Source organism: Gelidimonas denitrificans, from assembly GCF_055694065.1.
Window position 1 is genome coordinate 2,835,283 of sequence record NZ_CM146350.1, and the last position, 12,270, is coordinate 2,847,552.

The 12,270-nt window shown below is 55.6% G+C and carries 16 protein-coding genes; 2 read left to right on the forward strand and 14 right to left on the reverse strand.

All coding sequences use genetic code 11. The annotated features are described in order from the left end of the window. Nucleotides 1-7 precede the first annotated feature (7 nt). Together FKCLFG_RS13225 and FKCLFG_RS13230 are read left to right on the forward strand one after the other, a co-directional pair. Complete coding sequence (locus FKCLFG_RS13225; protein WP_472613539.1) at nt 8-1,174, forward strand: Do family serine endopeptidase; 1,167 nt, start codon at nt 8-10, stop codon at nt 1,172-1,174. Nucleotides 1,175-1,226: 52 nt separating this feature from the next. Continuing rightward, nucleotides 1,227-1,904, forward strand: a complete 678-nt coding sequence (locus tag FKCLFG_RS13230; RefSeq protein ID WP_472613540.1) for a DUF2461 domain-containing protein — start codon at nt 1,227-1,229, stop codon at nt 1,902-1,904. Between the two features lie 94 nt (nt 1,905-1,998). Here FKCLFG_RS13230 and tatC read toward each other — a convergent pair whose 3' ends face one another. The 14 genes from tatC to hisG all read right to left on the reverse strand — a co-directional run bounded on the left by tatC (nt 1,999) and on the right by hisG (nt 12,262). Continuing rightward, complete coding sequence (tatC, locus tag FKCLFG_RS13235; protein WP_472613541.1) at nt 1,999-2,769, reverse strand: twin-arginine translocase subunit TatC; 771 nt, start codon at nt 2,767-2,769, stop codon at nt 1,999-2,001. Nucleotides 2,770-2,959: 190 nt separating this feature from the next. Further along, on the reverse strand, nt 2,960-3,454 hold the full coding sequence (tatB, locus tag FKCLFG_RS13240; protein ID WP_472613542.1) for a Sec-independent protein translocase protein TatB: 495 nt from the start codon (nt 3,452-3,454) through the stop codon (nt 2,960-2,962). A gap of 78 nt (nt 3,455-3,532) precedes the next feature. Further along, on the reverse strand, nt 3,533-3,757 hold the full coding sequence (tatA, locus tag FKCLFG_RS13245) for a Sec-independent protein translocase subunit TatA (protein ID WP_472613543.1): 225 nt from the start codon (nt 3,755-3,757) through the stop codon (nt 3,533-3,535). 111 nt (nt 3,758-3,868) lie between these two features. Beyond that, nucleotides 3,869-4,240, reverse strand: coding sequence for a histidine triad nucleotide-binding protein (locus FKCLFG_RS13250; protein WP_472613544.1), 372 nt, complete (start codon nt 4,238-4,240; stop codon nt 3,869-3,871). Nucleotides 4,241-4,263: 23 nt separating this feature from the next. After that, nucleotides 4,264-4,635, reverse strand: coding sequence for a phosphoribosyl-ATP diphosphatase (locus FKCLFG_RS13255; RefSeq protein WP_472613545.1), 372 nt, complete (start codon nt 4,633-4,635; stop codon nt 4,264-4,266). Next, nucleotides 4,632-5,036 (reverse strand): phosphoribosyl-AMP cyclohydrolase, encoded by a 405-nt coding sequence (gene hisI, locus FKCLFG_RS13260; RefSeq protein WP_472613546.1) that lies wholly within the window; start codon nt 5,034-5,036, stop codon nt 4,632-4,634. The genes FKCLFG_RS13255 and hisI overlap by 4 nt, the downstream gene beginning before the upstream one ends. Further along, nucleotides 5,033-5,797, reverse strand: a complete 765-nt coding sequence (gene hisF / locus FKCLFG_RS13265; protein ID WP_472613547.1) for an imidazole glycerol phosphate synthase subunit HisF — start codon at nt 5,795-5,797, stop codon at nt 5,033-5,035. The genes hisI and hisF overlap by 4 nt, the downstream gene beginning before the upstream one ends. Before the next feature lie 14 nt (nt 5,798-5,811). Beyond that, nucleotides 5,812-6,576: a 1-(5-phosphoribosyl)-5-[(5-phosphoribosylamino)methylideneamino]imidazole-4-carboxamide isomerase gene (gene hisA / locus FKCLFG_RS13270; protein WP_472613548.1), complete on the reverse strand. Its 765-nt coding sequence runs from the start codon at nt 6,574-6,576 to the stop codon at nt 5,812-5,814. A gap of 67 nt (nt 6,577-6,643) precedes the next feature. Continuing rightward, entirely contained in the window at nt 6,644-7,282 is a 639-nt protein-coding gene (gene hisH, locus FKCLFG_RS13275; RefSeq protein WP_472613549.1) for an imidazole glycerol phosphate synthase subunit HisH, read from the reverse strand. Between the two features lie 58 nt (nt 7,283-7,340). Next, nucleotides 7,341-7,937, reverse strand: a complete 597-nt coding sequence (gene hisB, locus FKCLFG_RS13280; protein WP_472615862.1) for an imidazoleglycerol-phosphate dehydratase HisB — start codon at nt 7,935-7,937, stop codon at nt 7,341-7,343. A gap of 19 nt (nt 7,938-7,956) precedes the next feature. After that, entirely contained in the window at nt 7,957-9,045 is a 1,089-nt protein-coding gene (gene hisC, locus FKCLFG_RS13285; protein WP_472613550.1) for a histidinol-phosphate transaminase, read from the reverse strand. Nucleotides 9,046-9,056: 11 nt separating this feature from the next. Beyond that, complete coding sequence (locus FKCLFG_RS13290) at nt 9,057-9,986, reverse strand: DNA-methyltransferase (protein WP_472613551.1); 930 nt, start codon at nt 9,984-9,986, stop codon at nt 9,057-9,059. 154 nt (nt 9,987-10,140) lie between these two features. Then, on the reverse strand, nt 10,141-11,463 hold the full coding sequence (gene hisD, locus FKCLFG_RS13295) for a histidinol dehydrogenase (RefSeq protein ID WP_472613552.1): 1,323 nt from the start codon (nt 11,461-11,463) through the stop codon (nt 10,141-10,143). 148 nt (nt 11,464-11,611) lie between these two features. Beyond that, nucleotides 11,612-12,262: an ATP phosphoribosyltransferase gene (gene hisG, locus FKCLFG_RS13300; RefSeq protein WP_472615863.1), complete on the reverse strand. Its 651-nt coding sequence runs from the start codon at nt 12,260-12,262 to the stop codon at nt 11,612-11,614. Nucleotides 12,263-12,270: the final 8 nt, after the last annotated feature.

Sequence of the window (12,270 nt, forward strand, 5' to 3'; positions counted from 1 at the left end):
CCTTCATATGCGACGTTTTTGGTTATTATTTGCACAAGCTGTGACTATTGGTCTGGCCGTATGGTTCATTGTAACGACCTTGAAACCAGATTGGACCGGCAGACTTGGCGGCTCGCAAAACTTGCGCATTGCATCTTCTTCAGTATCAATACAGGAGGCGATGCCATCGCAGTCGCCAGCGCAAAATTCTTATCGGGACGCTGCCAAGCGCGCCATGCCATCGGTGGTCAATATATTCACCACCAAGGAAGCCAGGCAGCTGAAAAACCCCTACTTGGATGACCCTTTTTTCAAGAAATTCTTTGGTGACGGCTATGGCGCGCAGGAAGAAAAGCAATCGAGTCTTGGTTCCGGTGTCGTAATCAGCCAGCAAGGCTATATTTTGACCAACAATCATGTAGTCGAAGCAGCCGATGAAATCGAAGTAGCTCTTGCCGATGGACGCAAAGCGGTTGCTAAAGTGGTGGGCGCCGACCCTGAAACAGACTTGGCCGTGATCAAGATTGATGTGCCGAATCTGCCTGCCATTACCTTGGGGCGCATCGAACAAGTTCGGGTTGGGGACCCAGTACTTGCCATTGGCAATCCATTCGGTGTCGGTCAGACGGTCACCATGGGCATTATTTCGGCGTTGGGACGCAATCATCTTGGCATCAATACCTTCGAGAATTTTATCCAGACAGACGCCGCCATCAATCCAGGCAATTCGGGCGGTGCGCTGATCGACACCAATGGCAACCTGCTCGGCATCAACACTGCCATCTATTCCAGTAGTGGCGGCTCACTCGGAATCGGTTTTGCCATCCCGGTCTCGACCGTCAAGACAGTCATGGAATCGATCATCAGTACCGGCCAGGTAGTGCGCGGCTGGATTGGTGTCGAACCGCAAGATATCACGCCAGAACTGGCGGAAAGCTTTGGCCTGACCACGAAGGCCGGGGCCATCATCGCCGGCGTTCTGCGCGACGGCCCGGCCGATAAAGCCGGGATCAAGCCGGGCGACATACTGGTCGCGATTGAAGACAAACCTGTCACCGATATCACGGAAATGCTCAACCTGATCGCGCAACTGACTCCAGGCAATAAAGCAAAATTCACCATTTCGCGCCGCAACCAGAAATCTGTATTGCAAGTCACAATTGGCAAGCGCCCGAAAATTCAGCGCGAACAATGAAAATACAGACGATACCTCAGCATCACCCGCACCAGGCCACACGATTTCTGCCATGCACATCCGTGACCTGATTCAGTTTCTCACTGAATTAAGTGAAAACAACAACCGCGCCTGGTTCGCAATGAACCGGCCGCGTTACGACATACTGCGCGAAGAATTTCTGGCGTTCGTCAGCGGCCTGATTGCCGAGATTGCTGTTTTTGATCCGCCCGTCGCCGGTTGCGATCCTAAAAAGGCCTTGTTCCGAATCAACCGCGACATGCGTTTCTCAAAGGATAAAAGACCCTACAAAACCACGTTTTCCGCTTCGATCTTGCCTAGCGGGCGCAAGAAACCAAGCGAGGGCGGCGGCCCGGTCTATTATTTTCTGATCAATGCGGCCGGACAACTGCAGTTTGGTGCTGGCGAATACGCGCCGCCATCACATCGTTTGCGCGCCATTCGCACACAAATCACAGTGGATACACAAGGCTTTGACAAACTTCTAAAGGACAGGAAATTGCGAGCCGCATTCGGCGGCTTCTATGAAGAAGGTAAATTGACACGCCCGCCCAAAGGATTCGCTGCGGACCTGCCGCATATCGAGCAGATCAAGCTGAAGAATTTCTTCGTCTGGAAGGAGGCTGAGTTGAACCGGAACACGCCGGAAGCGGCCACCGCGACTCTGCTTTCTGGTTTCCGCGATGCCTATGCGCTGGTGGCGTGGTTGCGTGGTGTGCCGCAACTATAGCTATGTTCTTTCTGAATTATTACAGGGGTATATACTAATTTCCCTTTGATTTAGTGTGGAAGCCGCCATCGCATGGATGAGTATATAAACACACTCAGGCTTCGGGCGCTTCTTTAGCCGGCGCTTGCGTTGCCTTGGCAAAAATCGGGGCCACCAGCAATCCCAGTTCATACAACAGGCACATCGGCACTGCCAGTGAAAACTGGCTCACTACATCGGGCGGCGTCACGATGGCAGCGATCACGAAAGAACCGACGATGACGTAAGGCCGAATCGACTTCAATTTTTCCAGCGTCACCACCCCCATCCGCACCAGTACGATCACCACAATAGGCACCTCGAACGTCAAGCCGAAAGCCAGGCACATCGACATCACAAAATCCAGGTAATTCTCTATATCAGGCGCCACCGTGATGGAAGCGGGCGCGAATTCGTTAATGAATTTGAATACCCGGCCGAATACAAGAAAATAACAAAATGCAATTCCCGTCAAAAACAACAGTGACGAGGACACCACCAGCGGGATGACCAGTTTCTTCTCATGCAAATATAGGCCAGGCGCGATAAAGGCCCAGACCTGATACAACACCCAAGGCAAGGCCAGGATGAATGCGAGCAGGAGAGTGACCTTCATTGGCACCATGAAAGGGGAAATCACCCCGGTGGCGATCATCTTGGCACCGGACGGCAATGAAGCCATCATGGGGCGTGCCAGGAAGTCGTAGATATGCGCCGGACCGGGCCACAGGAACAACAGGCCGCAGATGATCAGCACGCCAATCGAAGCCCGCACCAGTCGGTCGCGCAACTCGACCAGATGTGAAATGAAGGTGTCTTCCATACCTGTTTTTGGTTCTTCAGACATAGGGCTTGCTGGCATATAAATTAAGAGAGTGAATGGGAGCTTAACCCTGGAAAAAGCACTGCAGAACCAGGAACTGGCCGATCCCCTGCGAGTTCAAATCATAGCGCGTACTGCAGTGCAGCGAGCATCTTGCCAGCATCCGCTTTGGTTTGAAACATTCCCCAGCGTATGGCCAGCCCGCGCTAGGGCGCTAGTGAAACGAGTAGGAAGTTTTACTGCCCGGACGATACCTCGAGACCCGCGCGGCGCCTGACAGCAAATGCGACTTGCCGCCATGACGCTGCTTGTACCAAGTGGGGATGGCCGATGTACGAGCCAATTTTTTCTTGCGAAAGCTTTTCGCTTTTGCGGCAACCTGCTCGTGCGGGGCGGTAGCGAACGTGTATGGCGTATCGTTGTCAAAACCACCTACAGCAGTCTTGAGTTCGCGCTCGGTGTCGGATATATTGCGCGTGATTGAACTCTCGACGTCCTTGGCCGCTTCCTGCACTTCCTCCTGCATTTTGCGCAACTCATCGAGTTCCATCTCGCGACTGACCTCGGATTTCACATCATTGATATAACGCTGGGCGCGCCCCAGTAATGAGCCCACCATGCGCGCGACTTTCGGCAATTTTTCAGGGCCGATCACCACCAGCGCAACTACCCCGATCAATGCCAGTTTGGAAAGACCTAAATCAATCATAAGACTCTAACGACAGGCAGCAAACAGCACCAAGTATGGCGCATGGCATCTGCCATGCGCCGTACTGACAGGTGCTGCTCAGTCCTTCGTTTTCTCTTTCGATTCAACATCAATTGTGTTTTTTTCATTGGTTTTCGGCAAGTTCTGGGCTGTGGATTTTTCTTCCTCACCCTTGACGCCATCCTTGAAACCCTTGACTGCCTTGCCCAAGTCAGAACCCATACTACCTATTTTCTTGGTGCCGAACACCAGCATCACAATGACCAAGACAATCAGCCAATGCCAAATACTTAACGAACCCATGATTATTCCTTTCAAGACGGATCATTACCGCCAGAGTGTGCCTGATACGCTCACATCGTGCCGCGAAGGCGCGAAAAAATTTACGGTCATACCAACTTAACTGCGCCGTTCCTAACGTCGGCCGCGCCATGGTTTCGGTCCACCGATCACATGCAGGTGCAGATGGTACACCTCTTGACCGCCATCCGGACCCGTGTTGATCATTGTCTTGTAACCACCTGTTTGACCATTATTTTCGTCATTAGTTAGCGCACAGCCGGATTTTTTTGCCAGCTTTGGCACCAGCAGCAGCATCCGCGCCAACAGGTCGGCGTGTTCGCTGCCGCAGTCCGATAACGTGTCGATATGCTGCTTTGGAATCACCAGCAAGTGTACCGGAGCGGCCGGATTGTTGTCCTTGAATGCCAGCAGCGCATCATCTTCATAAACAATCTCGGCCGGGATGGTTTTTGCCGCAATTTTGCAAAATATGCAATTATCCAACATGACTCCGTAATTTTTAAATTTCAGTTTTTGTGCGACTCTTCGGCGTCGCGCAAGATATCCTTGCGCGCCGCTTTTTCTTCGATGCCGGACAGACCTTCGCGCCGCGCCAGTTCATCCAGCACCTGTTGCGGCGTCAAACCGAACTGCGCCAGCATGACCAGCGAATGGAACCACAAGTCGGCACATTCATACAGCACTTTCGAAGCATCGCCGTCGATGCGCGCATCTTTTGCCGCCATCACGGTTTCGGTCGCCTCTTCGCCGATTTTTTTCAAGATAGCGTCGTCGCCCTTGGCAAACAAACGCGCCACATACGACGTCTCCGGATTGCCGCCATTGGCCAGTTTGCGCGATTCGATGACCGCAGCCAGTCGATTTAGTGTTTCACTCATTTATAAATGCTTTCAGGGTTCTTCAACACCGGATCGACTGCCTGCCAGACACCATCGGTGGCAGCGCCTTCGAATTTCTGGAAGAAACAGGAATGCCGCCCGGTATGGCAGGCAATGCCATCAGTCTGCTCGACCTTTAGCAACACCACATCCTCGTCGCAATCCAGACGGATTTCATGCACTTTCTGGATATGCCCCGATTCTTCGCCCTTGTGCCAGAGTTTCTTGCGCGAGCGACTCCAGTATACGGCTTCTCCCAGTTGCACCGTCCGGGTCAGCGCATCGCGATTCATCCAGGCGAACATCAATACGTCATTGCTGCCCACTTCCTGTGCAATCACCGGCACCAGACCGTACTCGTCCCAGCGCACCTTGTTTAACCACTTGAAATTTGCGTTCATGCTAGCCTCATTGGAATGCCCTGCTCCACCATGAAGCGCTTTGCTTCCTGCACAGTGTGTTGTCCATAATGAAAAATACTGGCCGCCAGCACCGCATCGGCACGCCCGACCTTGATGCCATCGGCCAAGTCCTGCAGACCGCCGACGCCACCGGAGGCAATTACCGGGATGTTCACTGCGTCTGAAACGCCGCGCGTCAGGCCGAGGTCGAAGCCGACCTTGGTGCCGTCGCGATCCATGCTGGTAAGCAATATTTCACCGGCACCGAGGCTCTCCATTTTCTGTGCCCAGGCGATTGCATCCAAGCCGGTCGGGTTGCGACCGCCGTGCGTAAATACTTCCCATTTGCCGGTTGCGGTCTGCTTCGCGTCAATCGCCACCACGATGCATTGCGAACCGTATTTTTGCGCGGCATCGAACACCAGTTGCGGGTTGGTCACCGCCGAGGTATTGATGCTGACCTTGTCGGCCCCGGCGTTCAGCAAGCGCCGCACATCTTCTACCACGCGCACTCCGCCGCCAACCGTCAGCGGAATGAACACTTGCGAGGCGACCGCCTCGATGATGTGCAAAATCAGGTCGCGCCCATCGCTTGATGCGGTGATATCGAGAAAGGTAATCTCGTCTGCGCCCTGTTCATCGTAACGGCGGGCAATCTCGACTGGGTCACCAGCATCGCGCAACTCAAGGAAATTGATGCCCTTGACCACGCGGCCGGCGGTGACATCCAGGCAGGGAATGATGCGTTTGGCAAGTGTCATTTAATTCCCCATCGCTATGCACTCAACGCATCGGCGCGCGTTTGGGCTGACAGCAAATCGAGTGAACCTTCATAAATCGAGCGACCGCAAATCACGCCTTCGATGCCCTCGTCCTGCACTGCACACAACGCTTCCACGTCAGAAATGTCATGTACGCCGCCGGATGCGATGACCGGAATCTTGACCGCCTGCGCCAGTTTCACCGTGGCTTCCACGTTGACTCCGCCCATCATGCCGTCGCGGCCGATATCGGTATAGATGATGGCTTCTACGCCATAACCTTCGAACTTCTTGGCCAGATCAATGACTTCATGACCAGACAGCTTGCTCCAGCCATCGGTGGCGACTTTGCCATCCTTGGCGTCCAGGCCGACGATGATCTGGCCCGGGAATGCGCAGCAGGCGTCATGCAGGAAGCCAGGGTTTTTCACTGCTGCGGTGCCGATGATGATGTAGCTCAAACCGCTGTCCAGATAACGTTCGATCGTGTCCAGATCGCGGATGCCGCCGCCCAGCTGTACTGGGATTTCCTCGATATCGTTATCGAGCGCGAACTCGCGCACCATCTGCAAAATCGATTTCACAGCGGATTCGTTCTTCGGCTTGCCCGCGAAGGCGCCGTTCAGGTCCACCAGATGCAGGCGGCGCGCGCCCTGCAACAGCCAGTGATGCGCCATTGCGGCTGGATCTTTGGAAAATATGGTGGCTTGGTCCATGTCGCCTTGTTTAAGGCGTACACATTGGCCGTCTTTAAGATCGATTGCAGGGATGAGCAGCATGGCGGGCAGTGGGAATAGTTAGGGGTTGAGGATAATGTACATTGATGACAGCGGCATATGACTGGAATCAAGGTTTCCAGTTAACGAAATTTTTATACAGGCGCAAGCCGGCCGAGGCGCTTTTTTCCGGGTGAAACTGAGTCGCGAAAATATTGTCGCGCGCCACAGCGCAGGCAAATGCAGCGCCATAATTGGTCTGCCCGACGGTGTCAGTTGCTGCGGCAGGCTGGGCATAATAACTGTGCACAAAATAAAAATAGCTGTCGTCGGCAATGCCGTCCCACAACGCATGCGGCCGCGCCTGGCTGACCCGATTCCAGCCCATCTGCGGCACCTTGAAGCGCGAGCCATCTTCCTGCAACTGGCCTTCCAATTGAAAACGCACCACCTTGCCGGGCAACAGTCCGAGCCCGGGAGTGTCGCCCTCTTCGCTGCTATCAAACAACATTTGCTCGCCGACGCACACGCCAAACAGCGGCTTGCTGCGCGCCGCTTCCAGCAGCGCCTCTTGCAAACCGGATTCGCGCAAACAGCGCATGCAGTCCGGCATTGCGCCCTGACCAGGCAGGACAATCCGGTCGGCCGCGCGCAAATCGGCAACTGCGCTCGAGATGCGCACATCCGCTTCGGGAGCAACATGGCGCAAGGCCTGCGCCACCGAGCGCAAATTGCCCATGCCGTAATCCACCACAACGATTTTATTCATATTTTATAGGTTCGACAATTCAGGTACCAACCGGATCAATGCACTCGGCGGCAAGCGGTTACAGGCTGCCTTTGGTCGATGGAATAGTACCTGCTGCGCGTGCGTCAAGTTCGGTTGCCATGCGCAATGCGCGCCCGAAAGCCTTGAATACCGTCTCGCACTGGTGATGCGCATTGTCGCCGCGCAAGTTATCGATATGCATCGACACCAGCGCATGGTTGACGAAACCCTGGAAGAATTCGTGCACCAGATCGACGTCGAAAGCACCGATCATCGCGCGGGTAAACGGCACATGGAACTCCAGTCCGGGGCGTCCCGAAAAATCGATCACCACCCGCGACAGCGCTTCGTCCAGCGGCACATAGGCGTGACCGTAACGGCGAATGCCCTTCTTGTCGCCGATGGCCTTGGCGAATGCCTGGCCGAGCGTAATGCCAACGTCTTCCACCGTGTGATGGGCGTCGATGTACAAGTCTCCGTGGGCTTCGATATCGAGATCGATCAGGCCGTGGCGAGCGATCTGGTCCAGCATGTGGTCCAGGAAAGGCACGCCGGTAGCAAGTTTCTGCGCGCCGCTGCCATCCAGATTGATGGCGACGCGAATCTGCGTTTCGTTGGTATTGCGAGTGACTTCTGCAATGCGCGGGGAGGACATGTTCATTGGGCTGCCAAAGTTACGTTGCTAGCGATGCTTTCAGGGCATCGAGGAATTGCTTGTTTTCTTCCGGCGTGCCGACAGTCACTCGCAGGCAGTTTTTCAGTAATGGATGCATTTTACCGACATTTTTGATTAACACCTTGCGCTCCAGCAGCCGGGCAAACACATTCTGCGCATCGATGTACTCGGATTGCACCCGAATCAGCAAAAAGTTCGCGGCCGAAGGAAAAACCACGATCTCCGGCAGCGCCGCCAAAGCGTCGGCCAATCGGCCTCGCTCGTCACGCACCATCTGCGCCTGCGCCTCCAGCACATCGGTATGATCCAGCACGAACTGCGCGGCAGCTTCACTCAACACATTCACATTGTAGGGCGGGCGCACCTTGTCGAATTCCTGCAACAAGGCTTGGCTGGCCGCCATGTAGCCCAACCTGATGCCGGCCAGGCCGAGTTTGGAGACGGTGCGCATCACCACCAGATTATCGAACTCCGCCAGCCGCGGCATCCAGCTCGAAGGCGCAAACGGCTGATAGGCTTCATCCGAGACCACTATGCCGGTGTCGCCGACGGCGCGAATAATCTCTTCCATGTCGCCAGCGTCGAATAGGGTGCCGGTTGGGTTGTTCGGATACGCCAGATAGACAATCGCCGGTTTGTGTTCGGCGATGGCGCGCAGCATGGCGTCTTTATCCAGCGTGAAATCGGGTTTTAACGGTACGCCGACGAATTCCAGCCCGGCAAATTGCGCCGATATTGCATACATCACGAAGCCGGGCATCGGTGCCAGCACCTTGGCGCCAGGTTTGGCGCAGGCCAGAGAAATAATCGCAATCAGTTCATCCGAACCATTGCCCAGCACCACGTCGAAACCGGCCGGCACGCCAAACTGGGCGCAGATTTTGGCCTTCAGCGCGGCGTAGGATGGCACCGGATAACGGTTCAGCGCGACCTCAGCCAGGCGCCGGGCCAGTTCCTGGCGTAGCGGCTGCGGCAAAGTGTAGGGGTTTTCCATCGCATCGAGCTTCACAAAACCGCTGGAATCAGGGACGTGGTAAGCCGATAACGCACGGATGTCGGGACGGATGATGTTTTCGATGAGGGACATGAAGGCGGCTATTAATGGTTATCGAATGCAAGTTCGTCTTGCACCGAATAAAAGGAATCAAAGGGAAAATCTGCTTGCCTGGCGACTGTGCGTGTGCCTTTTTTGCGACCTTTTTGGCCTTTTTTAATGTCAGTGAGCTTGGCGCGCACCGGCTCTATTGGCTGGTTGCGTTGGGGTATTAACCGCGACTCTGGCGCGGCCAGACGCTTTTCGATTATCGCGCAATACTCCGGATTCAACTCAAAACCGGCGAAATTCCGGCCGCAGCGTCGCGCCGCTACTGCGGTGGTGCCGCTGCCCATGAAAGGATCGAGCACCACGCCGTCAGGCGGGCAAGACGCCCTGATGATGCGTTCGACGATTTCCAGCGGCTTCTGGGTCGGATGGTCGGACCGTTCCGGATGCTCGCGATGCAAGCGCGACACGCTCCATAAATCCTTCGGGTTGTAACCCAATTCCAGCCACTTGGCACCGACGAAAATCGAGCGCGAACGGGCTTTCTTGGTTTCGGCGTCATACGGAATGCGAATTGCATCCAGATCGAAGTAATAGCCTTTTTGCATCACGAAAAAACCGATGGTGTCATGCACTGAAGTAAAACTGCGGGTGCTGCCGCCCATTGACGGTACCCGGCGATCCCAGATGATTTCATTGACCATCGTCATGCGCTGTTTCAGCATCACGAAAATTTCCGGCGCATTGCGCCAAGTCAAAAACAGATACAAGCTGCCGTTGGCCTTCAACTTGGGCAACGCCGCATCGATCCATTGCGTGCTCCAGGCCAGATAACCGGCGGCGTCGAGCTTGTCGGAATCGTTGCCATAATCCTTGCCTAAGCCATACGGCGGATCGGCCACTATCAGGTCGATCGAACCGTCCGGAATCCGCGCCAATCCTGTCAGCGCGTCTTCACAATACACCTTATTGCGCCACGGATTCACTGCAACAGTCCTCGCAAGAACAACATACTGAAACTTGTATTTTTAAATACACACTGAATATATACGGGAAATACACTTTTTATGCGTATACCCCCAATAAAACTCCAGAGAGAGTGGATTGACAAGGGCTTATGCGAAAGCAGTTCTGAGCAATTCATTGCAGCCGATATTCCGCGCTGCGGGCGTGCGCCTGCAGACCTTCGCCATACGCCAGTTCGGCTGCGATCCGGCCCAGCGTTTGCGCCCCGGCTTCGGATGCCTCGATCATGCTGGAGCGCTTCTGGAAGTCGTACACGCCCAGCGGCGACGAAAAGCGCGCAGTGCGCGAAGTCGGCAGTACGTGGTTCGGTCCGGCGCAGTAGTCGCCCAGCGCTTCCGACGTGAACCGTCCGAGAAACATCGCGCCGGCATGGCGCACTTTGTCGGCCCATTGCTGCGGGTTTTCGGTAGAAATTTCCAGATGTTCGGCGGCGATCATGTTGGCAATTTCACATGCCTGATCCATGTCGCGCACCTTGACCATCGCGCCGCGCTGGGTCAGCGAAGTGGAAATTACGTCCTTGCGTGGCATCTGATCCAGAAATTTGTTAATGCTGGCTTCCACCTGATCGAGATAAGCAGCGTCCGGGCAAAGTAGGATCGATTGCGCCAGTTCATCATGCTCGGCTTGCGAAAAAAGGTCCATTGCGATCCAGTCGGGATCGGTGCTGCCGTCGCACATGATCAAAATTTCCGACGGGCCGGCGATCATGTCGATGCCGACCGTGCCGAACACGCGGCGCTTGGCCGCCGCCACATACGCGTTGCCGGGGCCGACGATCTTGTCGACTTGCGGAATGGTTGCGGTGCCATACGCCAGCGCGGCGACCGCTTGCGCGCCGCCGATGGTGAATACGCGGTCGACGCCAGCGATTGCCGCCGCCGCCAGCACCAGCGGATTTTTTACGCCGTCCGGAGTGGGCACCACCATGATGATTTCCTGCACGCCGGCAACCTTGGCCGGAATCGCGTTCATCAGTACCGACGATGGATAGGCCGCCTTGCCGCCCGGCACATAAATGCCGACTCGGTCCAGCGGCGTGACTTTTTGCCCCAGCACGGTGCCGTCAGGCTCGGTGTAGCTGAAACCGTCGGAGCCGATTTCCTGTTTTTGGCGCAGATGATAGGCGCGCACCCGGTCAGCGGCAGTCTGCAAAGCGCTGCGGCGTTCCGGCGCGAGGCCGTCCAGCGCAGCCTGCAACTCGGCCGGCGCAATTTCCAGCGCAGCCATGCTGTCAGCGCTGGCAACATTCAGCCGGTCGAAGCGCTGCGTGTATTCCAGCACGGCGGCGTCGCCGCGCAGTTTGACGTCAGCCAGTATGGCGGCGACCGCGTGCTCGATCGCTGCGTCTGCGCTGGCGTCGAACGCCAGCACCGCGCTTAAGTGCGCCTTGAAGTCGGCGCTGGAACTGTCTAGTCGTCGGATTTTGATCGCCATGGTTTGCCTTGCGTCTTCTCGATTATCGCTGCCATAAAATAATTTATGCAGGAGTATGCCTAAAAACAGCGCAATTTCCGCATATATACATTGCGGTACTAAAACATACCAAACGCAGTATGTTACTTTCTCATGCTGCCAACAGCGCTCACGCCATTTTAAGCGAAGCCGCTTCAAATGCATCCAGAATCGGCTGCAGCGCTTCCCGCTTCATTTTCAGTGCCGCCTGGTTGACCACCAGCCGCGATGAAATTTCCATGATGTGTTCGACTTCAACCAGATTATTGGCGCGCAGCGTGTTGCCGGTGCTGACCAAATCGACAATCGCGTCCGATAGTCCGATCAGCGGCGCCAGTTCCATCGAACCGTACAGCTTGATCATGTCGACATGCACACCCTTGGCAGCGAAATGTTCGCGGGCGATCTGCACGTATTTGCTCGCCACGCGCAGCCGCGCGCCTTGCCGCACCGCGCTGGCGTAATCGAAGCCGGCCTGCACCGCCACCGACATCCGGCAATGGGCTATGTTCAGGTCGATCGGCTGATACAGCCCTTCGCCGCCATGCTCGATCAGCACATCCTTGCCGGCCACGCCGAAATCGGCAGCGCCGTACTGGACATAGGTCGGCACGTCCGACGCCCGCACGATGATGACGCGCAAGTTTGGATTGGTGGTAGCCAGAATCAGCTTGCGCGAGGTTTCCGGATTTTCGGTCACGGTGATGCCGGCGGCTTCCAGCAACGGCAGCGTTTCGTCGAAAATGCGGCCTTTGGACAAGGCCAGCGTCAGTTGTTGCATATTTTGCA

Coding starts and splice junctions, on each gene's coding strand:
- FKCLFG_RS13225 (WP_472613539.1), top strand. CDS start 8: ATGCGACGTTTTTGGTTATTATTTGCACAAGCTGTGACTATTGGTCTG.
- FKCLFG_RS13230 (WP_472613540.1), top strand. CDS start 1,227: ATGCACATCCGTGACCTGATTCAGTTTCTCACTGAATTAAGTGAAAAC.
- tatC (WP_472613541.1), bottom strand. CDS start 2,769: ATGTCTGAAGAACCAAAAACAGGTATGGAAGACACCTTCATTTCACAT.
- tatB (WP_472613542.1), bottom strand. CDS start 3,454: ATGATTGATTTAGGTCTTTCCAAACTGGCATTGATCGGGGTAGTTGCG.
- tatA (WP_472613543.1), bottom strand. CDS start 3,757: ATGGGTTCGTTAAGTATTTGGCATTGGCTGATTGTCTTGGTCATTGTG.
- FKCLFG_RS13255 (WP_472613545.1), bottom strand. CDS start 4,635: ATGAGTGAAACACTAAATCGACTGGCTGCGGTCATCGAATCGCGCAAA.
- hisI (WP_472613546.1), bottom strand. CDS start 5,036: ATGAACGCAAATTTCAAGTGGTTAAACAAGGTGCGCTGGGACGAGTAC.
- hisF (WP_472613547.1), bottom strand. CDS start 5,797: ATGACACTTGCCAAACGCATCATTCCCTGCCTGGATGTCACCGCCGGC.
- hisA (WP_472613548.1), bottom strand. CDS start 6,576: ATGCTGCTCATCCCTGCAATCGATCTTAAAGACGGCCAATGTGTACGC.
- hisH (WP_472613549.1), bottom strand. CDS start 7,282: ATGAATAAAATCGTTGTGGTGGATTACGGCATGGGCAATTTGCGCTCG.
- hisB (WP_472615862.1), bottom strand. CDS start 7,937: ATGTCCTCCCCGCGCATTGCAGAAGTCACTCGCAATACCAACGAAACG.
- hisC (WP_472613550.1), bottom strand. CDS start 9,045: ATGTCCCTCATCGAAAACATCATCCGTCCCGACATCCGTGCGTTATCG.
- hisD (WP_472613552.1), bottom strand. CDS start 11,463: ATGGCGATCAAAATCCGACGACTAGACAGTTCCAGCGCCGACTTCAAG.
- hisG (WP_472615863.1), bottom strand. CDS start 12,262: ATGCAACAACTGACGCTGGCCTTGTCCAAAGGCCGCATTTTCGACGAA.